Consider the following 22,794-nt stretch of genomic DNA (forward strand, 5'->3'; position numbering starts at 1 on the left):
GCACGCATCGAATCACCGCCATTCGAATAATAGACCTATGATAATGTATGTCCCTCTTACTCTTGCAAACACGGTGTACACCTAAGCAAACGTAGGAAATGGCACCATTTTGGAGAAGGAATTATTTGCCATCTGTCGAATTTATCCTAGTAGTTCGATTAAAGGAGGGCACGTATGTCAAAGCGCGTTCAACTGCTCGTAGGCACCAATAAAGGCATTTTCATTTATTCCTCAACGACTGAGAGACGGAACTGGTCCATCCAAGGACCTTTTTTACCTGGATGGGAGGCTTATAGTGTTCTTGGAGATACACGATCAGCTAATAAGTTGTATGCAGGAACCTCGCATGCTGCTTATGGGGCGACCATACGTGTATCTAGCAATGGCGGAGAAACGTGGGAACAAATTGCGGATAGTCCTAGGTACTCCGAGGAAAGCGGCTTCTCACTAAACCGTATTTGGCAGCTGGTGCCTGGTTTAGCGTCTCAGCCCGAAACTCTTTTTGCGGGTGTCGAAGAAGCGGGATTATTCGTTAGCCGAGACAGCGGTCAATCGTGGCAAGAGTTAGATGGTTTAACGAAGCACCCCACACGTCCGGAATGGTTTCCAGGAGCAGGCGGTATGTGCTTGCACACCATCCTCATTGATCCAAGAAATTCGCAGCGCATGTGGATCGGAATATCCGCGGTTGGTGTTTTCCGTACACTTGACGGGGGGATTAGCTGGAAGCCTTGTAACAACGGATTGAACCGAATACCAACAGGTCAACCGGACGAGCGTGTCGGATTCTGTGTGCACAAGATGGTGCTCGACCCGGAAAACTCCGATATTCTCTATATGCAGGAGCATAGCGGGGTGTTCAAATCCATGGATGGCGGTGACAGCTGGCTTCCTATCGAGGAGGGCCTTACACTTCGTGACGGGGATGCCCCGTTTGGTTTCCCGATTGCGATTTCAGCAACAGGCGATTTATTTCTTATCCCGCTGGAAAGCAGTGAACAACGCTCAATGCGTGACGGCAAGTTAATTGTCTACAGAATGGCACGCGGCGAAAACACCTGGAAGCCCATTGGGGATGTGCTCCCAGATGAAGAACGCCATGTCAGCGTACTGCGAGATGCGATGGCAGTGGACGCACTCGAGCCTTATGGGATTTATTTTGGAACAACCTCAGGTGAAATTTACTGTTCACTGGATCGTGGAGAAAGCTGGGAACGTCTGCCTGGACAATTATCACGAATTCTCACTGTGAAGCCAATGATTTTGGAGGACTAGCATGCTTATTACCGTCAGCGTCCCTTCTTTGCTGCGTGATTGCACAGGAGGAAACGTCAAATTTCAATTGGATGCGCTTACGCTGCAGGAAGCACTCAATCAACTTATATCGAGCTATCCCCTGCTGCGCGTTCATCTTTGGACCGAAACCGGGCAAGTCCGCAAGCATGTCCTGCTTTATTACAATGACACGAATATCGCTTGGCTGGAAGACTTAGAAATCACGCTGCAGCCAGGTGATCAGCTTATCGTTTTCCAAGCCGTGTCCGGCGGTTAAGCAGGATTATGCAATATCAGTGGTTAAGCCTTACTGTCATAATAGAAATGCTTCGCATGAATGCTATCACCGAGCTCGATAATGCCGTAGGAATACTGCGGCTGCCTTCTTTTATCCGTAGGCGAGCCTGGGTTAAACATGAGAATACCGTTAATCATTTGCTGGTAAGGCACATGGGAATGTCCGAAGATGACGATATCCGGCCGCTCAGTCTGGAACGCCTCTCGGGCTCTTTCCTCTGTCGTTTTGCGAAAGCCATCTCCGTGGATAAGACCAATTCGGTAGCCGCCGACTGTGAGTATTTTCTTCAGGCCGAATCGTTCAACGATCTCTGAACCGTCATTATTGCCTGCCACTGCTTCACAGGGTGCGATTTGTTCCACGAATTCAACAACGTGCTCGCTCACCCAATCTCCCGCATGAATAATCAGATCAACACCTTGTAAACCTGCAATTAACGCATCAGGCAGTTTCTGCACCCGAGGCGATAAATGAGTATCCGATATCACACCAATCCGCATAGGGACCACTCCTTCATTAAATCAGTTAGCCATAGGTTTCGTTCAAATTAACTTCCCATTCCAATAATAACTGTCCTCCCGGTATACGCGAAAGGCGATCTCCACCTCAGGAATGCCAAGCGAAAGAACGTGTTTGGTCAGGACTCTAGCATATTCATCACGTGTTTCTTGCCCTCTCTCGAACCATCCTACTTCTATAAAAGGATAAGTATTGACTTCCTTCCCTTCAAATATGGAAACTGTAGGAAGACATTCCAGCATAAAGTTGTCAGTTCCACACGAGCATACTTGAGCTAGTTCTTCAATTAACGCTGTACTAATGGATTGAATTTGAGGAACACTAATTCCTCTAACGATCATATGGGGCATAGGAAGCGCTCCTTTTTATTTTCATGAAAGACTGAAAGCTGCCTGCGCAGCGTTTATGTCACGTAGACACTACAGCTTATATTGTAGCATATTCGATGTTTGACGGGCAGTTTGATACAATGTAAACATACGAGCTTTGATTACGCCAAGGGGGACAACAATGTGAAAGAACCCATCGTCATACAGAACAAATTAAGAGAAGCTATGGGTCATCTCGAAAAACGGTTCATGGAACGGGAAGAGCTCATCCGTGTCTTGCTGCTCGCTATCATGAGCGGGGAACATGTCTTACTGGTCGGACCTCCCGGTTCAGCGAAATCTCAATTAGCACGCGCTGCTGCCGAATTATTCGGTAACGAGCCTTATTATGATTATCTACTAACCCGCTTCACAACACCGGATGAATTATTTGGGCCTGTCTCCTTACAAAAGCTAAAAAATGATGAGTATGTAAGGCTCACAGACGGCTACTTACCAAGCGCTCGCTTCGCCTTCCTAGATGAAATATTCAAAGCGAACAGCGCCATACTGAATGCCCTTCTATCTGTCTTGAATGAACGTGTTTTCTTCAATGGACGGCAGAAGCAGCAGTCTCCACTTTTATTCCTAATGGCAGCATCGAATGAATTACCCGAAGATAATGAACAATTAGCTGCGCTGTACGACCGTTTCTTGTTCCGATTTGAAGTCGAATATGTCAAGCAAATTTCCAGCTTTGAACTCATGTTCCAGGCACCAAACACACCTCTGCCTACCCTTTTGTCAACGGAATTGGTGAAACAGTTGAAATCACAAGCGGCCGAAGTTCAATTGCCCGATGCGCTGGTTTACATGCTTTTTCAATTGAAGACAGCTCTTGAAGAGAAAGAATATGTACTTTCGGATCGACGCTACCACAAGATTGGTCATTCGTGGAAGATTTCAGCAGCTATCCATGGGCGCAGCACTGTCAATGTGTGGGATACCGTATTAACCCCGCATATGCTGTGGGATTTCCCTGAAGATTTGGTAGAGCTTAAAGCCATCTTCGACACCTTATTTCAGGACATGCTCAAACGAGAAATGGAACAAGAACTCCCTCTGCTTCAATATAACTTGACGGTTAAGAAATGGTTGGAGAAAGAAGATGATCTGCATGCTTTTCAATTTAAAAAAGAAATCGGCGGCGCTTTAAATAAGGATTCAGCTGAGCGAATGAAAGTTACCTTGGAAGATTGTCGTACGGAGCTGGAAGAAACAGCAAGAAGCTTGCGCGGCAGACTTGTCTCCTGGCAGGAGAAAGAAAAGAAACTGCCGGAATGGATTGCTTCTCAATCCATCTTACTGCAGCACCCTGAGCAGTATGCCGTTAAATTCACGCACTTACGCATTCAGGGCGAACGTATTTTACAATCCATCCAAGGCTTATATCGCACATTGTTTGATCGGGAAATCCCAGGAATCGTATACGACTATACCTTATAAGAGGATACTTACATGATCATACGCTGCACTCGGGTTGACAGGTATGTGTTCGAGGGCTACGTACACTCATCACGCGTCGCCCAAGAATGGATGCGCGAGGCCGTAAGGCAAGCCCCATGGTTTACGCTTGAGCTTTTTGCTGATTTCTTTATGTGCTTCTATTTAACGAAGCCTGAAGTGGATGGTACCATTGAGGAAACTCCCTTTTACCGCTGGATGGTCTTAACGTTGCGTAAGCAGTACTTCTATGTGTCCATTCATCCTCGAACTATCGGGCAAGTGAATGCCTCTTTCAAAACAGCGCTTAAAGCGCTGATGTGGCTTACCGAATCTTATGAAAAGGAAGTCAAACGCAGACAAAAGGAACAACAAATAAGCGGCTTCGGCTTCGAGAAGAAGCAGCAGATGAGCGGACAAGAGGAAAAGAGCGTCAGTGAACGACTCTCCGAGAAGCAGATCGAGAAGCTGCGGCTCGTCGGCTATACGCTGCAGCAAGGGAAGCGCGCCGTCGAAGACAAGCAGGAAGCTGTCGATTCGCGGCCGCTCGTCGCGGAGGAGATACGTGCGCTGAAGCGTCGCATCGCAGAGCTGCAAAGCGAGATGCGAACCGAGTTCATGAAGCGCGACAAGCTCAAGGCAAAGCTGCGCAAGGCGGAAGAGGAACTCGAGCGCCGCGAGCGGCAGCTGGACCGCATGAGCACGCGCGACCTCGCGGCCATACGGGAGATCGAGGCCGAGCTTGGCGATTGGCTCGGTCAAGCTTTGAAGGAGACGCTGTCCCTCGAAGAGGCGGACAGCTTCAATGTGCACGAGCTCGTGCAAGCGAGTCAGAGGCTCGCCAACCGGCGCTGGGGCAGCGAGCTGGGGAAATTGCGGCGGCAAACGTTCGAGCACTACGTGCAGTGGATTGAGAAGCTGAAGCGCAGCAAGGATCTGGTTTCTTTCCTGCAGGAGGTGGGACGGAACATCCATCACCTTCGTGTGCAGCGTAAAAAGCTGCGCTCGCCTTATGTCCCGGAAGCCTACGATGATTTACGCCAGTCAGGCGACATCGCGCATCTGCTTCCGAGCGAGGCCAGCTTGCTCGCTGATGAAGATTTCGAGCCTTATTTTCTCGTCAAATGGATGGAAAATAAGCTTATGACCTACAACTACACCGGCTCGATTGAAGAGCCGCAGAAAGGTCCTGTTATCTGCATGCTCGATACCTCCCACTCCATGCGAGGCAGCAAGCTGCAGCTTGCGCAGCTGTTTACGGCAACCTTCGCCTCCTTCTCACTCTTAGAGCGGCGGGACTTCGTCCTACTCCTGTTCGGGGCGAAGGGCGAGCTCATCGAGCATGTGTTATCGTATAAGCGGCCGGATTGGGACCGCTTCTATGGGCTGGCTCAGCTTGCTTTCGGCGGCGGCACGAACTTCGACGCGCCGCTAAGCAGAGGCATGGACATCGTACAGCACGAGCGGCAGTTTCACGATGCCGACTTCGTGATGGTGACCGATGGTGTCGGCCAAATCTCCAAAGCAACCCTTCAGAAGCTTAGCGCTTTTGGTCAGAAGAAACAGTTGCGGCTGCATTCGCTCATAATCGGCTCAGCCCGCCAACATCTCGTACAGAAGTACGAAATTGTCGGCGTTTCTCATCAAGTTAGATTCGCTACAGCCTGGGATGTTCAAGATCCTGTGAAGGATGAACTTCTGCTGGATGTGTTTGCTAAGCGGTAGTGACCAATTCAAAATAGCGTAAAAAGCCTTCAATCCCACTTGGGAACTGAAGGCTTTTTCTTATTTGTCTCCGTCACTTCGTCTCGAACCAGTAAAAGAAGCCCGGAGGGAGGATCTGGGTACGGATTTTCAATTCCTCAACCCTGAAGCTTCATGAGCGAAACGTCAATGCCTTATTTTGCTTAAAAGTCACTATTTGGCTTATAACCCGGAACGCCAATGCCTTATTTTGCTCGAAAGTCACTATTTGGCTAACGAGACGGAACGTCAATCACTTATTTCCCTTCGGAAGCCACCTATCGCTACTTTTTCTAAGCAGCCAAATAATCCCACATAAAAAGGGTCTGTCCCATAAGGCGTTCATCTTTAGGCTGCCTCTGATTTCACTGTTGCACTACATGCAAAACCTACCGTTAATTTGGGTATTTTTTCATAAAAACTAGTTTACATGGAAAATCCCCCGTTATTTCTGAGAGGTTTCTCTCTGAATAGCGATTCCCTCCCTAATTTAGAGGGAGGTTTTCCAGTTAGCTGACCGTTTAGAGCAATTAACGCCAAATTAACGGGAGGGATGCTGTTAGTTTTCGCTCCGTATCGAAACAAAATAGAGGCTGCTCGCTAGGTTATTAACCTTTTGAGTCAGCCTCTTTTCATTTCCTATGTATTCAAACTCTAATAAGTTCTTTTATCGTTTTTAAAGATACACCCGTTTGGTGATAAACCTCAATAAGTGTGGCACGTGGATGGGCCCGAACGAAATCCTTCACTTTGTGTGAATCGTTCAAATGAAGCTGGGAGCAAGATTTACAATGCTTCCCAAATTTCGAAATATAAACTTGTCCACATGTTTCACAGTTGCAAAGTGACATCTCTCCACACCTTCCTGATCAATCTATGATAAAGCTCTCTAATATAGATTTCGAGAAGAGACGCACACTTCTGGGGGTACCTTAAAAAAATTTTTGCTAAATTTGAATCTGGACCAAGTCACCTGGTTTTATCTCGCCTGGGCGTTCCACGTAAGCGACAATCCCTCTGCTTTGCTGTGCATGTTTGATAAATTGTTGCGTTAGACTTCTGTCTCCATAATAATTAGCGATCTGTTTACCAGGACCTGCACAAGGCTCGTTCTCACCCTCGCACACAAGTCCGCCGCCACTTGGCAGGATCATTCGGATTCCCATAGGTAGCTTGGTTAATTCAGGTGCACCGCTAACTACAATATTTGCACCCAACCACTCAGGTTTAATAGTTTCCACACCCAGTCTTTGCGCAATACCTTGCAGTTCCTCAACGGATACAATACTGAGTTGACGACGATTCATAATCTCTTGGCCTTTCTTATACATCGGCTGCCGCGAGTCCGCCTTGGCGAATAACCCGTAGTGACGATCGCCTTCAATGCCCCCAAAACTTAGTTCAACACCGTCAATTTCTCTCGTTACAAATGTTGAAGCGTCATCCGCGATAAGCACTGCTTCAATTTTAGCTATAATTGCCATGTAGCCGTTCACCTGCCTTGTCCCCTATTATAACACTTTACGACCTTAATCTTCCAGTACGTTCGTCAGGTCCTGCTCTGGCCACATCGTACCATCCTGCCAGCCTAGCACAAAAGCTTCCCATCGACGATCTTCCGGAAAAACATCAAGGTCACCGAAGTATTTGGCAATAGCCACATGCTGAGTTGCATGAGCCCGCAAGGCTGCTGCCTTTATCGGCCAACCAGCCTCTGTATCTAGTTCTATCGAAGGCTTGTGTCCTTTAGCTCGTAATGAAACCGCTGCTGCATAATATAACTTACGTACACTCGGACACTTCCCGCTCAATACTGCCGCCGTTGTCGCCTTGGAGATGGTGATATGATCGGGGTGACCATTGCCCCCATCCTCCGGAAATGTGAATAGAACCTCAACCTCATACTGCTGAATAAAAGCGATAACACCTTCAACTAGAGCATTGAAGTCAATCTCCGCGAGCTGACCATCCGGCCAACCCAAATGCTCCACATGAGATAAGCCCAGCACTTTGGCGGCTTCATCCATCTCTTTCTCTCGCAGTTTAGCCAGTTCTGATCGATCAGTTGCCCGCTCTAAACCTTGCCTTCCCGCATCACCTCGTGTTGCCAACAACAAAACTGGATTTTCCCCTTGATCGGCAAGTTTGCGTATGATGCACGCGCTAAGAAAAGTCTCATCATCCGGATGTGCATAAATAAATCCATATTGGTGCTTCATCTCTTCACTCCATCCTTTATTATGTAAAAGCTGGTGGCGGATATATCTTTTCGATGCAATAAATGGCTTGATCCATCGGCATCACTTTCTCATGCAGATCTAGCATATCCATTAACTTCACTTGGTCTGTCGAACTATTATCCGAGCTAATACAGATGATAAAACGAATTCCAAGCTTTTTCGCAGTCATTAGCTGCTCACCCACATCCAACTTCTCATCAACCATCTTTAAGCCTATACCAGCTAGTTTCAGCTCATTTGTCATTCGACATGCAGCTTCAGAAGCTTTAGGGTCAAGAAGGATGACCATAGCTTGTTCTTCTAGCTGCTTTCCATACGAATCTTCTGAACTCCAACCTACATTTGTTCCTTCCACGTTTCGCATACCATCCACCCTTCCCATTCTTTACGAGATAAAAAAACGCGCCGGACCTATGGTCCTGCGCGAATTGCTATCCCGCAGGGAGGCCAACGCGAAATGCGTTAGCCCACCCTGATATGTACAGGTGTGTGCTAACGCCTATAAAAATAATGAATTTGTACGAACCAAGCTGTATTTTTCATATGATTCGTCTCCTTCAACTTCATGATTATTATGATTATAGCGAGCCGCTGTCGTAGTTGCAACAGCTTTTTTATTGTTCTATGCTAAAATGGCTTCGATATCTGGAGCGATCGTCTCTGGATCCGTACTAGCGCTGTACTGTTTAACAACAATACCGCTTGCATCAACCAGGAATTTAACGAAATTCCATTCGATTTCTCCTGTACGATACGGTTCAGGTGTATGGTTTAACAAATAAGTATATAGCGGATGAGCATGTTCACCCTTCACATCAATTTTATCAAATAGCGGGAATGTTACTTTGTAATTGATCTCGCAGAAGCTTTGAATTTCTTCATTCGTGCCAGGTTCTTGACCGCCAAACTGATTACAAGGGAATCCTAGAACAACCAAGCCTTGATCTTGATACTGCTCATATAAGCTTTGGAGTCCTTTATAATGCGGTGTAAGCCCACATGCACTTGCTGTATTGACAATGAGCAGTACTTTTCCTTTATATTCGGAAAGTGACTTCGTTTCGCCTGAGATCGTTTGAACGTCAATATTATAGATGGACATAGCCCCGCACTCCTTTTAAATTATAATAAGTTCTCGTCCATTATAACATTCTTTCTTAGGTGAGCCCAAATCACAAGCTTGACAGTTTAGCTTCCCATATACTGACAGGTGTGATATATTGTTTACCTGTTTATTTCATTCAATAGACAACATCTGATCTTAGGAGGTAACTGATCTTGGACACAAAGACTCAAAGTGCCTATCAAGAAGAATTACAACAACTTGAACGAACGAATGCGGAAATTGACAAACAGCTTGAGCGGCTTAGGTCGACTCCTGTTTATTACGGTCCGGATTTAACGGAGCAAGCGTTGGAGGCTGCACGCGAGAATGGCAGGCACAATTTAGCTAAAGCCGTTGATGAGCCGTATTTCGGCCGCCTAGACTTCCAAGAGACTGGATCGGCTTCCGCCCTTCCCCTTTATATTGGCAAATCAGGCGTCGAGGACGAGCGAACAGGCCAATTGCTTGTCATTGACTGGCGGGCACCCGTCGCTAGCCTTTTCTATTCCTTCACGGGTGGACTGGACGCTGCTTCTTATGACTCCCCAGATGGCCTTATCGATGGCCTCGTTTATCTCAAGCGCAACCTTGTCGTTCGTAAACAAATTCTTCAGCGTGTCGTTGATACTTACGACCGCAATGAAGACTCACTGGGCGTTGGCGATGAGTTCTTACTTTACCGACTTGGCGAAAATAAGGACAATAAGCTGCGCGACATTGTATCTACCATCCAAGCCGAGCAAGATCGCATTATCCGCGCAGCGAAGAATACAGCTCTGATTATCCAAGGGGTCGCAGGAAGCGGTAAAACGACTGTCGCCCTGCATCGACTTGCTTTCTTACTCTATCAATACCGTGAACAGGTTCGTGCAGAACGGATGATCATTTTTGCACCGAACTCTATGTTCCTCGACTACATCTCCGGTGTGCTGCCTGAACTTGGTGTCGGAAATATCCAGCAAAGCACTTTCACAGATTGGGCACTTGATGTTCTCGACCAAGAAGTGAAGCTAGCGGATCAGGCACTCGTTCTTCAAACTTGGTTCTCGCTTGGCAGCAAAAGACCGCCGGTCGATGATCAAGCGCCAGGACGTTTTAAAGGGTCCATTGCTTTTAAACAATACCTGGATGACTGTCTCACAAGGTTCGAGGAGTCTTATGTACCAACCTCAGATTTCATCCCGTGGGAGGGCGTCAAGCTCCCGATTGCTTCCATTCGCGAATGGTTCTTCGTAGAGAATAAGCATTATCCGCTTGTCAAACGGCGCGAGCGTGTCATTGCTCGGATCAAACGCTGGATGGAAATTCAGCTCGACAAGATTTGGGAGCAAAGTCGGAAGAAAGAGTTGAAAAAGAAAGCTGCTCAGCGCCTGCGCACGTATCTGACAGGATGGCCTGATCACTCGGCATTCAGCTTCTACAAAATGCTCTTCTCAGACAAAGGTCGTCCGGACAGCTTGCCCATTGACCTACTCAACCAAATTCCAGAACCTATTGTCACCGCTTCGCTGAAGCTTTTCAAGAAAAAAGAAGTGCAGCTCGAGGATCTCGCTCCACTCCTTTATATTCATACACGCCTTTTTGGCATACCTTCTGATCGGTTATTCGACCATGTCGTGATCGATGAAGCACAGGACTTTTCACCTTTCCAAGTGGCTGTCCTTGATTCTTACACAAGAAATAGCTCATTCACGATACTAGGCGATTTATCACAGGGAATTCATGCTTATCAAGGCATCACTGACTGGAAGGAATTTTCCAGCTTGTTTCAGACAGATGAAACCGGATATTTCGAACTGGAAAGAAGTTATCGTTCTACGATGGAAATCATCCAGTTTGCCAATCAGGTTCTGAAACGAGGCGTCGAGAACCCGCTCCTTGCTGTTCCTGTGTTCCGCAGCGGCAACAAAGTCCGCGTTCTACAGACGGACATCAAAGGCCGATTGCCGCTATTGCAGCGTGCCATCGTAACCTTGAAGCAAGGGAGTTCGAGCACAATCGCTGTTGTTACCCGTACGGAGAAGCAAGCACAGGAGCTGCATGATGCGTTGACAGATGCTGGCATCGAAACGAATCTCATAACCTCCAAGCAGCGAGTGTATCGCGGTGGCATCTCAGTCCTGCCAGTCTTTTTGACCAAGGGACTTGAATTTGATGCTGTGCTGCTCATGGATGTTACTGCCGGACATTATGAAGCCACTTTTATGGATGCCAAGCTGCTGTATGTAGGCTGCACGCGCGCGCTTCATGAATTATGGCTGATGGCTCCAGGTGAGCTGTCTCCACTGGTCTCAACGGAAGATACAGAGATTGTGGAAACCCATTTTCCCGGATAGCTTCAAGTTGAGTTGTAGTTTGTACAACTTATGAAACTAATGCCATAGTGCCCCGTGAGGGGCATGGTCGGCTAAAAGTGAAGTAAATCCATAGCTTCCAAAAACATATAAAGACACCTGTTCACCGATCATAAGGATCGAGTAAATAGGTGTCTTTTGTCACGTCTTTTGTCACGTCTTTTGTCACGTCTTTTGTCACGTCTTTTGTCACGTCTTTTGTCACGTCTTTTGTCATATCTCTGCTCATATGTTAGTAAGCGATCAGCACGCCGCCTTCACCAGCATAGGTACCAATAACCGTGCCCATGTTAGAGAACAGCACCTTACGGAATGGATATTTATCCAGTAGTTGGTTCAAGACTTCACGCGCTCTATCCTCACAATTGCAATGCGCGACGGCAATCACATCTTTATCGAAATCATGTTGAGTTTCGCCTATTTTGGCGATTAACCGTTTCAAGGCTTGCTGGGTGCCGCGGATTTTCTCAATTACCTCTATGGTACCTTCTTCACTGCCTTTCATTAGCAGCTTAATATTCAGCACAGAGGCAACAGCTCCCCGCACGCGGTCGAGCCTTCCACCTTTGATTACATTTTCAAGAGTGTCTAAAAAGAAGAAAGTACCGGAAGTCTTTACAGCCTGCTTTATCACTTCAACGATTTTTTCAAATGGAACATTCGCTTCCGCCATTTTGGCTGCCTTATAGACGAGAACGCCAAGTCCTAGTGAGGTTGTTTTCGAATCAATGATCTCGATACGACCTGCAAAACCTTCTTCTAGAAGCATCTCTTTAGCCATGACTGCATGATGGTAGGTACTGCTTAGTGCCGATGAAAGACTGATAACAAGAATATCTTGATCAACCTGGGTCTTCTGATATTCAGCAAGGAATAGCTGCGGAGCCGGACTTGACGTCTTTGGCAGGACGCTCTCCTTTTTCATTCTCGCATAAAAATCAGCAAGCACCATGTCAGGCGGCATGCATTCCTCTCCAAAATGTACGGATAATGGAACAATAGCAATCCCTATCTCATCTATGATCATTTCGGGAAGGTCGCAACTGCTATCTGTGATAATCTTGATTGTCGTCATGGTGTCCACTCATTTCTTATTTTTTGGCGAAAACAATACCTAGGGTATGCGGTCCGCAGTGACTGGCAACAACGCAGCCCGTTTCAGTGATATAAACATGTTTCACATTCGTTTGTTGCTCGATTTGTTGTTTGATGTAAACGGCTTCTTCTGCTGCCGAAGAGTGAGTGATAAACAGAAATTCCGTGTCCATATCATCCTTTTGCGCTAAAGCATTATCCAGAAGCTGATGGAGCGCTTTTTCCCGTTTACCTCTCACTTTATCCGTCGATGTCATAGCCCCGTTAATGACTTTAACGATCGGTCTAATTTTCAACAGACTCCCTATAAAATGTTGAACACTTGAACATCTACCGCCTTTATGCAAATATTCCAAAGTGTCAATGATGAATTCAACTTTTATCCGGGGGATTAAAGGCTCAATTAATGATTTTATTTCCGCGCTGCTCCGACCATCCATTGCCGCTTGCGCAGCTTTTAAAACTAGTAGTCCTATCCCAGTTGATAGATTTCTAGAATCGATAACAGTAACCCTACCATCAGGAAAACTCGCAGCAGCAATAGTTGCATTCTGAATCGTAGATGAGAGCTCTGAGGAAAGACCAATAAAGACAATGTCTTCTCCATTTTGAATAATGGGTTCAAACGCTCGTTCGAAATCAAGTAGAGATGGAGCCGCTGTCTTAGGCAGCTTACCGGTGTGCTCTACTAATTCATAGAGTCGATCCGGTTTTATTGTAATGCCATCCTTATAGGAATTGTCCTCAAAAATAACATAAAGCGGGACAACCTCGATTTGAAAGCTTCGATAAAGCTCTTCGCTTAAGTCACTTGTGCTATCTGTAAAAATACGAACCCGGGACATTGCGGTCATACCACCTTATCTATGCTGTCTATCTTTCTATCTAACTTGAACTCGCAACAACACTAATTAGAATCCGTAAATAGTCATTCCACCATCAACGAAAAGGGTCTGTCCTGTCACATAATTCGCCGCATCCGAAGCGAAAAATACAGCGGGACCTACCAACTCCTCTAGCTCACCCACGCGTCTTAGAGGTGTTCTCGCAATAATTTCGGCCAGGTAATCTGGATTCGCAAGGATTTTCTCTGTCAAAGGCGTTTTGAAATACCACGGTCCGATACTATTCACATTGATCCCATATTTACCCCATTCAAGTGCCAGCACTTTCGTCATTTGAATCATTGCAGCTTTGGTAGCTGCGTATACAACGCCTGTTCGAAGGGCAACCTGTCCAGCAACAGAAGCGATATTGATAATTCTTCCATATTCCTTTTGCTGCATATGACGAGCTACGATTTGCGAGCACAAGAACGCAGATTTAAGATTCGTCTGCATGATGGTGTCCCACTCTTCATCCGTAACAGCCAGCGCTTGACTGCGAATATTCATGCCTGCATTGTTCACTAAAATATCTAGTCGACCCGTCTGTTCAATGATTTGTTGGACAGCTTCCTCGATCTGCTCTCTATTCGTAACATCCACCGAAAATGGATATGCCTTACGCCCTAAGGCACGAATTTCATGGGCTACTTCCTCAATATCACTTGCTGTACGCGCGAAAAGAGCTACGTCAGCCCCCGCCTCAGCAAGGCCTATAGCCAACGCTCTGCCAATGCCTCTTCCTGCTCCGGTGACTAAGGCAATTTTATTTTGTAATTGAAATGAAGGTAAAAACATCTGATCATCGTCCAATCTATTAGGTAGTAGAATATTTAAGAATGAAAGAAGGGTTATCTATGGACTATTCCATTCGGGAAGAGAAAGCTAACGCCATCAGCCACGGCGTAGGCGTGTTGTTAAGCATCGCAGCGCTTGTCCTGCTTATTGTGCAGGCTTCCTTACATGGTACTATTTGGCACATTGTCAGCTTCAGCATTTTTGGCGCAGCATTAGTCATACTTTATACCTGTTCCACGCTGCTTCACAAAGTGAGCCATCCGCGTTTGAAGGATGTATTCGAGCTTCTCGATCATTCAGCCATTTACTTGTTAATTGCAGGCAGTTATACCCCATATTTACTCGTCACCTTGCGAGGACCTTTAGGTTGGACCTACTTTGCCGTGATTTGGGGCTTAGCGCTTGTCGGAATCGTCTTGAAAATATTCTACGTGAAACGATTCGTCTTGGTTTCAACTCTTTGTTACATACTCATGGGTTGGCTAATTATTTTCGCCTTTAAACCATTGTACTTGAACCTTCCGTTAGGCGGAATCGTGTGGCTCGTCGTAGGCGGACTATTTTATACGTTCGGTTCCATCTTTTATGTATGGCGGCGCATCCCTTATCACCATGCCATATGGCACGTTTTCGTGCTCGCTGGTAGCGCCTGTCATTTCTTCTCTATATTCGGGTATGTGATCCCGGCTTAAACTATTGGATCAATTGCTGGAGCTGTTGGAGAGAAACCGCATTCTCAACTTGTCGAGCCAGTTCTTCATAACCAATTTCATTGGGGTGGATGGCATCCTCTGACAAATAACGGCTGTCTTGCCCTACGAAAGCATCATACACTTGAACTACAAGAATGTGCGGCTGCTCTAATTTGCGAAGAAATAAATTAAAACGCTGTACCCAATAAGCGGCATCCGGCACCTGCGGCAGAGGATTGTAGAGCCCGACTAAAACGATCAAGAAAGGCTCCCCAACCCCTTGCCGCAGCGCCTCAATCTCTCCTATCAATTTCTTATAGTTGGATTCATACGTTTGAAGAGCAGATTTTAAGTAAGCCGGATCTCCCTGATAAAAGAAAGGAATTGCCGCCTGGATTAAGTCATTGCCGCCAGCTGTGATCGTGATAAGATTCGCTTCTCTTATATCCTTTTGGAGCTCTGGATCTAACTCAATTGCTTGAAGCAATTGACTAGTTGTAGCACCATTTTTGCCTGCAGGCTTTAAGTGAATAGGAACCTTCAGCAATTGCTCCAACTTTTGCCGATAGATAGATACGAATCCGTGACCTTCCGGAGCTCCAAAACCAACTGTTAGTGAATCTCCAAATGCCAAATAATTGATCGTCTTTTCCACTACTATCCTCTCCCTAAAGCCTGACGTATAATACTATATGCGCCAGCGCCCAGTTTGGGAAGGGTCACTCTCACTAGTACTTTCGTTGTTTTTTATACGTTTACATGATGCTTAATATAATTTTCGATTTGTGCCTTTTCGGAGAATGTAAATTGAAATTCACAATCGCAGCCCTCGTCGTGAAGAACAATTTGAACAATTTCTCCATCGAGATTACAGATAACGAGTATAGAGGGATCGATTAAATCCTCTGGAAACTCCTCGCCATCCTCTTTATGAATGCCTAAGAAAATGTCCCGCCATTGCCCTCTTATCTCTGATTCCGTGAAAGATAATGTAAATCGGTGTTCTTCATGTTCGGCTCCATATTTCATCATGTGAGAGTCCCCCTCATATTTCGAAAAAAATTTTGTTTGGTAAGATTACGTTTACTAACTCTTTTTGTTCATTAATTGTAACCCAGTGATCGGTAAAGTGGTAGTTCGCCTTCCTTTATACTACAATGGAGCTAAGAACCATTCAACAAAGGAGCCTTCCATTATGAAAACAACCATTACACAAACTATTGATAACCATGCGGACCGATTCAAAGCCATTTCCAGCTTCATTGGGGCAAATCCGGAGCTTGGGCATGAAGAATTTCAAGCTTCGGATCGCTTAACGGAAGAATTAGCCTATCATGGCTTCCATGTTGAACGTGGTGTCCTAGAAATTGCAACCTCTTTTATCGCTACCTATGATTCTGGCAAAGCAGGACCCGTTGTGGCCTTCTTAGCTGAATATGACGCATTGCCTGAGCTGGGTCACGCTTGCGGTCACCATCTCATCTGCATGATGAGCATTGGCGCAGCCATTGGCCTTAAGTCCGTTATTGATGAAACAGGCGGCAGTATCCGTGTATATGGCACACCTGCTGAGGAAACCAAAGGCGCCAAAGTGCCAATGGCCGCGGCTGGACTATTTAAAGATGTGGATATCGCCTTGATGGCACATCCGTACTATACGTATGAGAAGTCAGGCGAATCGCTTGCTATGGACGCTATCCAGTATGAATTCTTCGGTCGTTCCGCTCATGCAGCTGCACAACCTTTTGAAGGCGTCAACGCACTTGATGCTGTGCTTCAACTGTTCAATTCTATTAATGCACTGCGCCAACAAACCAAATCTGATGCTCGTATTCACGGCATTATTAGCGAAGGCGGCAAAGCTCCAAATATTATCCCTGACTATGCCGTCGCTCAGTTCTATGTCCGTTCAGCATCCCGCACGTATACGAACGAACTCGTCCAGAAAGTACTTCACTGCGCTGAGGGCGCAGCCTTGCAAACTGGCTGTACATTGAAGACTTCCTTTTACGAGTATTCCTATGATGAGCTTAGAACTAATGAGACACTATCAGCGATCTTCACAGATCAGTTATTAGCCATGGGCATTGATCCGAAAGAGATCGAAATTGGCAAGGATCATGGTTCCCTCGACCTAGGCAACGTGTCTACGCAATGCCCGACGATTCACCCATTCGTCAAAGTTGTAGACGAGAGACACATGCTGCATACCAAGGAATTCCGTGATCTCGCGCTGCAGGAGCCCGCTCTTAATGCTATGATTTTCACAGCAAAGCTGCTGGCTTTCACGGCATATGAAGTACTCACCAACCCAGAGTTGTTAAGTAAAATCAAAGCGGAGTTCGCTGCCGAGAAGAAATAACTCCTCCCCATACGAAAGACCAGCCGCATGTAACAGAGCTCTTGCTCCGTTAATGCGGCTGTTTCATTTGCAGCTTATTTTGATTCGAGACATCATTTGTATGCTAAGCTGATGCTGCTTTTGAATGAATCTATTGGCCCGGGGATGTGATGTTGTAGAAAATACAACTACCTTTAAGCCGAAACATTCGCCGAAGAAGCCTGGTGACTAAACTCCGCCTTCACTTTACGCTCCTCTAAATGGGCTAAAATTGCATAGAACATAATCATGCCAATGAAGCCGCTTAAAGCGATAAGAGATGCCATCATCCACGAGGAAATCAATCCGCCAAGCATTACACCGAAACCTCCTAAAAGCATGGCACCTTTATACACCATTCCGAATAATGCCATATACGAGCTTCTTGCATGATCAGGTGCAATGTTACCCAGATAGGCTTGTTTAATCGGTACATACATGAGTTCTCCAACTGTTGCAATAAACATCGAGATCAGCAGCAGCCAAGGTTGATTGCTATAAGCCAAATAGCTGTAGCCTAATATGTAACAAGTGTACCCGATGAACAGTACTTTGCTATCGGAGAACCTACGCATCATAACCCCCATGAGGACGGAGAGAACAACGACAAGCACCGTATTTTCGGTGCGGATAAAGCCTAACATTTTCAACCCGTCAACACGCCAAGATTGTTCATTCCATGGGAAGAATGGAATATTCACCATTTCTTTTTCCAACCTTACACCTACGTAATTACCTAGATGAAACTCAACAGATACAAGCAGGAGCGATGCCAATGTGAAAATCATGAAAGTCTTGTCTCGCAGCACCATCCGATAATTCGCCCACATCGACGGACTTCCTTTTCGGCTGCCTCTACTCTCGCTAGCAACTTGTGGTTGATATACTTCATCAATAAAGAAATAAGTCACGAGCAGTGTGACCAAGCCAATGACGGACAAGCCAATAAACAGTTCGAACAAGTAAGATTTGAATAAGAAAGCGCCCGCAAGCCCTGCAATTGCAAAAGATAAATTGTTCATCCAGTAACTGATAGCGTACATGAATTTCCGTACATCCGGAGCTGTTACATCGAGCAGCATGGCTTCATTAGCAGGACCATGAATGCCCCAGAACATACTAACAAAGATCATCAGAACAAAAGTCATTCCAGGAGATTCAAGCCAAGGCGAATTGGCCAGCGCCATTCCAACGAAACAGAGCATCCAACCTACTTCAGCAGTGAGCATCAGCTTTTTGCGCCCAATTCGATCTGCATAGTAGCCGCCTACTATCCCCGCGATGACTCCTGCAAGAATGCCAAGAATTACGACTAGTCCAGCACTTGTGTCGCCTAATTTTCCAGAAAAATAAATCGACATGAAGGGAAGCACCATATTATTGGCGGTTCCGGATAAGAAGGAAAGCCCGATTCTTAATTTGACATTACGATGAAAATCACGAAATCTCACGATATACCTCCGCGTAGGAAAGCTTTTGACAACCGTTTTATTTTACCTTTGTTCAATAAATCACAAAAAAAATTACTGCTTTTCATTACTGCGTAAAAACAAGCCCACGCCAACTAACAGCAAACAACCGGCTAGCAGTTGAATCGTAGTGATCGTTTCTCCAAGCAAGAAGTAAGCTAATAAAGTGGCACCCAGCGGTTCCCCTAAGACGGTCATTGATACGGAAGAAGCCTTCATATATTTAAGCAGCCAATTAAATACATAATGACCAAATACCGTTGGAACAATCGCTAAAAGCAAGAATATCCCCCACTCTTTCGCTGGGTAAGCAGTAAAGGATACCCCAGTGGACACGTTGGTGACAGCAAGCACCAGACCTGCGAATAGAAAAACGAAAAAACTGTATACAAAGGCTGATATATGTTCTCTCAAGCTTTTGCCTAAGAGCATATGTAAGGCTACGGCAATCGTTCCGACCAGTGAGAGCAAATCCCCTTTAAGCGCATTACCGGAAAATTGAAAATCTCCCCATCCGATACAAATGGCACCCACAATAGCAATGAACATTGCAATCAACGCCGCACGACTAGTCCGCTGCCCATAAAGAAGAAACGCTCCGAGCAGCACAAAAATGGGCTCTAACGTTAGAATAGCCGTCGAACTCGCTACTGTCGTAAAATGAAGAGAATCCATCCAAAATAAAAAATGCAAACCAAGCGATATACCAGACATGGCTGTTCGCAGCCAATCTCTTAGTCGGATTCTAGCAATCTCTTTCCAATAACTCCACAGAAAAGGCAGCATCAAGACATTCGTCATGAGCAGCCGGTACATCGCGATGACAGAAGCCGGCGCATCTGACCACCGAACAAAAATCGCTGAAAATGAAATGGCTATAATGCCGATCAAAAGATATATAGAAATAGGTACTTTGGTTTTATTCATAGCATTCATGATGTGAAACTCCTCGAGGCTGATGTCTGATAGTTGCCAAATAAGTATATAGGAGGAAGAACAGCTTGCCAATCTTTTTTAAACTTTGTTCAATTAATTGTAAAATGTATACAACAATTAAAACATAAAAAAACCCTTCGTTCACCTATTTAAAATAGGAAGCAACCAAGGGTCTTCTTCTATTGGGTTGGATTATAGGATTAGTCTAAAACAGCTGTGATATGTTTATTTGTAACGGACCAGTGAGATGTATTCCAGATAGATTCTTTATCTTTAAAATAAAGGATTTGCGGCGACGCGTGTTTGATTCCAAGATCCTCCGCAATTTGATTCGACACTGGGCGAGATTCGATCACTTTCACTAAGAAATAATCCACATCCGCATTTGGTTTACCGGACAGATATTCCTCATATTCATCAAGTGCGCTTGCACTTACCGGACATGTTGTGCTGTGTTTAAGAACGACAGCGGGTTTCTCAGAGGAGCGATTCAATACTTCCTGCCACTCTTCTACTGTAGTTAACTCTTTCCATGCTGACATATGAACATCTCCCTTCCTATCTAGTTAATAATGATTATAAAATAAGCTACAACTATATGCAAATCACACAACTCGCAACGCCCTCTATCTTACTGGTATAATAAAATTGTAAATATTCCTAGGGAACAGGAGGAACATATGCAATCACCACCCCCGATCTCAAGACGCTCTTTTCTCAAGAAAGGTACTGTGCTTGCAGGCTCTTTCATCGCTTCCGGAGGTTTACTTGGCAGTTATGCTAATTTCTTGGAACCCAAATGGGTCGAGATTATGAGAATAACGCTGCCTTTCGAGAGACTCCCCAATGCCTTCCATGGTATTAAGCTCCTACAATTCAGCGATATCCATATTGGTCATCACTTCGACCTTCAGGATTTAGAACGTGTCGTGAAACTCATTCAGAAAGAAAAAGCGGATATGCTTTGTTTTACCGGTGATTTATTTGACTCAGATATTAGTGAAGATCCAGATTTAACCAGTCAATTACTGGGCCGCCTAGAAGCACCTTTAGGAAAATGGGCTGTGCTTGGCAACCATGATAAGTGGATTGGGTATAACTACACCCTCCCGATCCTGCATAATGGAGGCTTTCAATCTCTGGTTAATGCTTTTCAGACGATCACCTATAAAGGACAAACCATTCAGATCGCAGGCGTTGAGGACATGCTGACGGGTAAACCGGATATCGCGAAAACCTTGCGCGGGGCCAATCCCCAAATATTTACGTTGCTGCTATCTCATTGTCCCGATTTCGCCGATAAGGTCACTGAACACGCCATTGATTTGCAATTATCAGGCCACACGCATGGCGGTCAGATACGGTTACCAGGAGTTGGGGCTGTCATCACACCACCGCGCGGTAGAAATTATGTCATAGGGCTTAGTGAAGTCCCCAATTCGAAAATGCTTGTTTATACTAATCGCGGTATTGGAACTACGACGCTCCCCTTTCGCCTGATGTGCAGGCCGGAGATTACCGTATTTACTTTGGAAAAGCGAAAACCCTGAGAGCCTAAAGCGTCTCAGGGTTTTGTATTTACCTATCTAACATGTAAAAATTGGCGAAACAAGAAGACAGCCTTCAATTTTAATAGATCGTTTACTTTTTTGAAATCAACCTGTAAGAGATCACTAATCTTCTCCAAGCGGTACGTTACTGTATTCCTATGAATAAATAATTGTTTTGCCGCCTCGCTTACTTGACCATCATTGCGAATGAACACCTCTAAAGTGCGAATCATTTCTTGCGAGTACTCGGCATCTTTTTCGAGTAAAGGACGTAGAATTTTGGCACAGTAATCCTCCATCATCGTGGAAGACACATTCTGGAAGAGATGCGCGAATTCGATGGTTTCGAAGTGAAGCACTCGATCCGTGAGTCCAAGCTTAGATGCCATACGATGCGTCTCCAAACATTCCATATAGGCTTCCCTTAACGCAGTTGGCTTTAATTTCATCGAGCTTGTATAGAAAGCCATTTCGCCAGCCTCTTCAATGCATCCTGAATCGCTTGCGTATTTGGTCAGAACCTGAGACAGCTCCACCTCTGGAAACCCGTCTGCCTGATTCGTTGAATAAATCGAGAACATCATATCCTTGAACACAAAATGGTGCCCGCTCAGACTGCTTGATTTCGGATGTGATTCGATATATTGTTTTAGGTTTTTGAGCTTAGCTTGGGGCTGTTCCTCCGCCAGTTTTTCCGACTTATTTTTGCTGATCACACATTGATAAGCTCCGGTAAAGATCGATAGCCCTCTAGCTTCCGCCTGTTCAAGGAACTCCTCTAGAGAGGTTCCTTTATCTAAGTATCGTATGAGATTGTTTTGTAAATCCCGCTGTGCGGAAGCTTCTACATGAGATCGGAACGTATAACACATATGGAAGGTGAGGATATCTGCCGCTTGCTGGAACAAGCCTTCCTCCACATTTGCGAGTAGCACCGCATCCGGTATAATCAATAAATGTCCAAGAGGCTCATCGTCTTGTTGATGCAGTCCTACACGATATGCGCGTTCTTTACCTGCGTACACCCAACCTGATTTCCGTTTCCACGGCCAATTCTGAGAGAGTTGATCGGGACTCCAAGCGCTTGTGTTATATAATATTTGTCCTCTAGCTCCAACGACCGCCATAGGATAACCAAGAATATCACTGATTAATTGGAACATGGAAAGCATATTATCCTGTTTCAATCCGAATTGCAGCAGCTTCTTCTGTTTCTCAAGAACAGATTGCAGCAGCTGCGTATTGCGACGGTATTCTGCGTTAAACAGGGCATTCATTTGATCTGAGAACGTAAATTGAAAGGGCATTTCGATAATCGGAAAATGCAGCCGATCTGCTTCATCTGCAACAATCTGCGGCAGCTCCGACCAAAAACGACCCAGCTTGATTCCTAACCCAGCAGCTCCGCGATCATTTAATTTCCGAAGTAAATTAACCGTTTCTTGCGGACTATCCTTCATCGCGAAAGCGGTTGTGAATAGCATCTCACCGGATTTCGTCCAATCCGCAATATCAGGAGCGTCCATCACATTGACTGATTTGACAATGCGGGAATCACCTTGCTTGCCTGCTACTAGCTTTGCTTCCGTTAAAGGATATATGGATAATGCCTCACGAATGGTAAGATGCATTGTGCTTCCCCCTT

At 45.6% G+C, this 22,794-nt stretch carries 23 protein-coding genes; 8 read left to right on the plus strand and 15 right to left on the minus strand.

Going from position 1 to position 22,794, the window contains the following annotated elements; translation table 11 throughout:
• Positions 1 to 174: 174 nt before the first annotated feature.
• Both G519_RS0108055 and G519_RS0108060 read left to right on the plus strand, forming a co-directional pair.
• Positions 175 to 1,275 carry a WD40/YVTN/BNR-like repeat-containing protein gene (locus tag G519_RS0108055; protein ID WP_029194237.1) on the plus strand — a complete coding sequence of 367 codons (1,101 nt, stop codon included), beginning with the start codon at positions 175 to 177 and terminating at the stop codon, positions 1,273 to 1,275.
• Position 1,276: 1 nt separating this feature from the next.
• Entirely contained in the window at positions 1,277 to 1,552 is a 276-nt protein-coding gene (locus tag G519_RS0108060; RefSeq protein WP_051253244.1) for a MoaD/ThiS family protein, read from the plus strand.
• 23 nt (positions 1,553 to 1,575) lie between these two features.
• On the opposite strand, the gene G519_RS0108065 is transcribed toward G519_RS0108060, so the two are convergent.
• Both G519_RS0108065 and G519_RS0108070 read right to left on the minus strand, forming a co-directional pair.
• Positions 1,576 to 2,073, minus strand: coding sequence for a metallophosphoesterase family protein (locus G519_RS0108065; RefSeq protein ID WP_029194239.1), 498 nt, complete (start codon positions 2,071 to 2,073; stop codon positions 1,576 to 1,578).
• Between the two features lie 42 nt (positions 2,074 to 2,115).
• Positions 2,116 to 2,442, minus strand: a complete 327-nt coding sequence (locus tag G519_RS0108070; RefSeq protein WP_029194240.1) for a DUF1904 family protein — start codon at positions 2,440 to 2,442, stop codon at positions 2,116 to 2,118.
• Positions 2,443 to 2,604: 162 nt separating this feature from the next.
• Between G519_RS0108070 and G519_RS0108075 the strand changes: the two genes are divergently transcribed.
• Both G519_RS0108075 and G519_RS0108080 read left to right on the plus strand, forming a co-directional pair.
• Positions 2,605 to 3,906: an AAA family ATPase gene (locus tag G519_RS0108075; RefSeq protein WP_029194241.1), complete on the plus strand. Its 1,302-nt coding sequence runs from the start codon at positions 2,605 to 2,607 to the stop codon at positions 3,904 to 3,906.
• Positions 3,907 to 3,918: 12 nt separating this feature from the next.
• Positions 3,919 to 5,628 (plus strand): vWA domain-containing protein, encoded by a 1,710-nt coding sequence (locus G519_RS0108080; RefSeq protein WP_029194242.1) that lies wholly within the window; start codon positions 3,919 to 3,921, stop codon positions 5,626 to 5,628.
• Positions 5,629 to 6,593: 965 nt separating this feature from the next.
• Here G519_RS0108080 and G519_RS0108085 read toward each other — a convergent pair.
• From G519_RS0108085 to G519_RS0108100, 4 genes are all read right to left on the minus strand, one after another.
• Positions 6,594 to 7,130, minus strand: coding sequence for an MOSC domain-containing protein (locus tag G519_RS0108085; RefSeq protein WP_029194243.1), 537 nt, complete (start codon positions 7,128 to 7,130; stop codon positions 6,594 to 6,596).
• A 45-nt stretch (positions 7,131 to 7,175) separates the two neighbouring features.
• Positions 7,176 to 7,865, minus strand: coding sequence for a PIG-L deacetylase family protein (locus G519_RS0108090; protein ID WP_029194244.1), 690 nt, complete (start codon positions 7,863 to 7,865; stop codon positions 7,176 to 7,178).
• 19 nt (positions 7,866 to 7,884) lie between these two features.
• The gene (locus tag G519_RS0108095; protein WP_029194245.1) at positions 7,885 to 8,250 is read right to left on the minus strand and encodes a His/Gly/Thr/Pro-type tRNA ligase C-terminal domain-containing protein; all 366 of its coding nucleotides are present in this window, start codon (positions 8,248 to 8,250) and stop codon (positions 7,885 to 7,887) included.
• Between the two features lie 258 nt (positions 8,251 to 8,508).
• Positions 8,509 to 8,988 (minus strand): glutathione peroxidase, encoded by a 480-nt coding sequence (locus G519_RS0108100; RefSeq protein ID WP_029194246.1) that lies wholly within the window; start codon positions 8,986 to 8,988, stop codon positions 8,509 to 8,511.
• A 176-nt stretch (positions 8,989 to 9,164) separates the two neighbouring features.
• On the opposite strand from G519_RS0108100, the gene G519_RS0108105 reads away from it, so the two are divergent.
• On the plus strand, positions 9,165 to 11,327 hold the full coding sequence (locus G519_RS0108105) for a HelD family protein (protein ID WP_029194247.1): 2,163 nt from the start codon (positions 9,165 to 9,167) through the stop codon (positions 11,325 to 11,327).
• 250 nt (positions 11,328 to 11,577) lie between these two features.
• Here G519_RS0108105 and G519_RS0108115 read toward each other — a convergent pair whose 3' ends face one another.
• From G519_RS0108115 to G519_RS0108125, 3 genes are all read right to left on the minus strand, one after another.
• Positions 11,578 to 12,420, minus strand: coding sequence for a DegV family protein (locus G519_RS0108115; protein ID WP_036632347.1), 843 nt, complete (start codon positions 12,418 to 12,420; stop codon positions 11,578 to 11,580).
• A gap of 16 nt (positions 12,421 to 12,436) precedes the next feature.
• The gene (locus tag G519_RS0108120; RefSeq protein ID WP_029194249.1) at positions 12,437 to 13,285 is read right to left on the minus strand and encodes a DegV family protein; all 849 of its coding nucleotides are present in this window, start codon (positions 13,283 to 13,285) and stop codon (positions 12,437 to 12,439) included.
• A gap of 66 nt (positions 13,286 to 13,351) precedes the next feature.
• Positions 13,352 to 14,122 (minus strand): SDR family NAD(P)-dependent oxidoreductase, encoded by a 771-nt coding sequence (locus G519_RS0108125; protein WP_029194250.1) that lies wholly within the window; start codon positions 14,120 to 14,122, stop codon positions 13,352 to 13,354.
• A gap of 59 nt (positions 14,123 to 14,181) precedes the next feature.
• On the opposite strand from G519_RS0108125, the gene trhA reads away from it, so the two are divergent.
• The gene (gene trhA / locus G519_RS0108130; protein ID WP_029194251.1) at positions 14,182 to 14,814 is read left to right on the plus strand and encodes a PAQR family membrane homeostasis protein TrhA; all 633 of its coding nucleotides are present in this window, start codon (positions 14,182 to 14,184) and stop codon (positions 14,812 to 14,814) included.
• A 1-nt stretch (position 14,815) separates the two neighbouring features.
• Here trhA and G519_RS0108135 read toward each other — a convergent pair whose 3' ends face one another.
• The gene (locus tag G519_RS0108135) at positions 14,816 to 15,469 is read right to left on the minus strand and encodes a GDSL-type esterase/lipase family protein (RefSeq protein ID WP_029194252.1); all 654 of its coding nucleotides are present in this window, start codon (positions 15,467 to 15,469) and stop codon (positions 14,816 to 14,818) included.
• Positions 15,470 to 15,561: 92 nt separating this feature from the next.
• Positions 15,562 to 15,846: a hypothetical protein gene (locus G519_RS0108140; RefSeq protein WP_029194253.1), complete on the minus strand. Its 285-nt coding sequence runs from the start codon at positions 15,844 to 15,846 to the stop codon at positions 15,562 to 15,564.
• Between the two features lie 163 nt (positions 15,847 to 16,009).
• Between G519_RS0108140 and G519_RS0108145 the strand changes: the two genes are divergently transcribed.
• Entirely contained in the window at positions 16,010 to 17,176 is a 1,167-nt protein-coding gene (locus G519_RS0108145) for a M20 family metallopeptidase (RefSeq protein WP_029194254.1), read from the plus strand.
• Positions 17,177 to 17,349: 173 nt separating this feature from the next.
• On the opposite strand, the gene G519_RS0108150 is transcribed toward G519_RS0108145, so the two are convergent.
• The 3 genes from G519_RS0108150 to ytxJ all read right to left on the minus strand — a co-directional run bounded on the left by G519_RS0108150 (position 17,350) and on the right by ytxJ (position 20,141).
• Positions 17,350 to 18,645: an MDR family MFS transporter gene (locus G519_RS0108150; protein ID WP_029194255.1), complete on the minus strand. Its 1,296-nt coding sequence runs from the start codon at positions 18,643 to 18,645 to the stop codon at positions 17,350 to 17,352.
• A 72-nt stretch (positions 18,646 to 18,717) separates the two neighbouring features.
• Entirely contained in the window at positions 18,718 to 19,599 is an 882-nt protein-coding gene (locus G519_RS42230) for a DMT family transporter (protein ID WP_051253245.1), read from the minus strand.
• Between the two features lie 200 nt (positions 19,600 to 19,799).
• Entirely contained in the window at positions 19,800 to 20,141 is a 342-nt protein-coding gene (gene ytxJ / locus G519_RS0108160; protein WP_029194256.1) for a bacillithiol system redox-active protein YtxJ, read from the minus strand.
• A 138-nt stretch (positions 20,142 to 20,279) separates the two neighbouring features.
• Between ytxJ and G519_RS0108165 the strand changes: the two genes are divergently transcribed.
• Positions 20,280 to 21,149, plus strand: a complete 870-nt coding sequence (locus G519_RS0108165; protein WP_029194257.1) for a metallophosphoesterase — start codon at positions 20,280 to 20,282, stop codon at positions 21,147 to 21,149.
• A gap of 32 nt (positions 21,150 to 21,181) precedes the next feature.
• Here G519_RS0108165 and G519_RS0108170 read toward each other — a convergent pair whose 3' ends face one another.
• Positions 21,182 to 22,780 carry a PucR family transcriptional regulator gene (locus G519_RS0108170; RefSeq protein WP_029194258.1) on the minus strand — a complete coding sequence of 533 codons (1,599 nt, stop codon included), beginning with the start codon at positions 22,778 to 22,780 and terminating at the stop codon, positions 21,182 to 21,184.
• Positions 22,781 to 22,794 lie beyond the last annotated feature (14 nt).

Origin of the sequence: Paenibacillus alginolyticus DSM 5050 = NBRC 15375 (assembly GCF_000422905.1) — a bacterium.
GTDB lineage: Bacteria > Bacillota > Bacilli > Paenibacillales > NBRC-103111 > Paenibacillus_E > Paenibacillus_E alginolyticus.

What these genes read in the sequence shown, in the direction of transcription:
- G519_RS0108055 (WP_029194237.1), top strand. Translation starts at nt 175, where the DNA reads ATGTCAAAGCGCGTTCAACTGCTCGTAGGCACCAATAAAGGCATTTTC.
- G519_RS0108060 (WP_051253244.1), top strand. Translation starts at nt 1,277, where the DNA reads ATGCTTATTACCGTCAGCGTCCCTTCTTTGCTGCGTGATTGCACAGGA.
- G519_RS0108065 (WP_029194239.1), bottom strand. Translation starts at nt 2,073, where the DNA reads ATGCGGATTGGTGTGATATCGGATACTCATTTATCGCCTCGGGTGCAG.
- G519_RS0108070 (WP_029194240.1), bottom strand. Translation starts at nt 2,442, where the DNA reads ATGCCCCATATGATCGTTAGAGGAATTAGTGTTCCTCAAATTCAATCC.
- G519_RS0108080 (WP_029194242.1), top strand. Translation starts at nt 3,919, where the DNA reads ATGATCATACGCTGCACTCGGGTTGACAGGTATGTGTTCGAGGGCTAC.
- G519_RS0108085 (WP_029194243.1), bottom strand. Translation starts at nt 7,130, where the DNA reads ATGGCAATTATAGCTAAAATTGAAGCAGTGCTTATCGCGGATGACGCT.
- G519_RS0108090 (WP_029194244.1), bottom strand. Translation starts at nt 7,865, where the DNA reads ATGAAGCACCAATATGGATTTATTTATGCACATCCGGATGATGAGACT.
- G519_RS0108095 (WP_029194245.1), bottom strand. Translation starts at nt 8,250, where the DNA reads ATGCGAAACGTGGAAGGAACAAATGTAGGTTGGAGTTCAGAAGATTCG.
- G519_RS0108100 (WP_029194246.1), bottom strand. Translation starts at nt 8,988, where the DNA reads ATGTCCATCTATAATATTGACGTTCAAACGATCTCAGGCGAAACGAAG.
- G519_RS0108115 (WP_036632347.1), bottom strand. Translation starts at nt 12,420, where the DNA reads ATGACGACAATCAAGATTATCACAGATAGCAGTTGCGACCTTCCCGAA.
- G519_RS0108120 (WP_029194249.1), bottom strand. Translation starts at nt 13,285, where the DNA reads ATGTCCCGGGTTCGTATTTTTACAGATAGCACAAGTGACTTAAGCGAA.
- G519_RS0108125 (WP_029194250.1), bottom strand. Translation starts at nt 14,122, where the DNA reads ATGTTTTTACCTTCATTTCAATTACAAAATAAAATTGCCTTAGTCACC.
- trhA (WP_029194251.1), top strand. Translation starts at nt 14,182, where the DNA reads ATGGACTATTCCATTCGGGAAGAGAAAGCTAACGCCATCAGCCACGGC.
- G519_RS0108140 (WP_029194253.1), bottom strand. Translation starts at nt 15,846, where the DNA reads ATGATGAAATATGGAGCCGAACATGAAGAACACCGATTTACATTATCT.
- G519_RS0108145 (WP_029194254.1), top strand. Translation starts at nt 16,010, where the DNA reads ATGAAAACAACCATTACACAAACTATTGATAACCATGCGGACCGATTC.
- G519_RS42230 (WP_051253245.1), bottom strand. Translation starts at nt 19,599, where the DNA reads ATGAATGCTATGAATAAAACCAAAGTACCTATTTCTATATATCTTTTG.
- ytxJ (WP_029194256.1), bottom strand. Translation starts at nt 20,141, where the DNA reads ATGTCAGCATGGAAAGAGTTAACTACAGTAGAAGAGTGGCAGGAAGTA.
- G519_RS0108165 (WP_029194257.1), top strand. Translation starts at nt 20,280, where the DNA reads ATGCAATCACCACCCCCGATCTCAAGACGCTCTTTTCTCAAGAAAGGT.
- G519_RS0108170 (WP_029194258.1), bottom strand. Translation starts at nt 22,780, where the DNA reads ATGCATCTTACCATTCGTGAGGCATTATCCATATATCCTTTAACGGAA.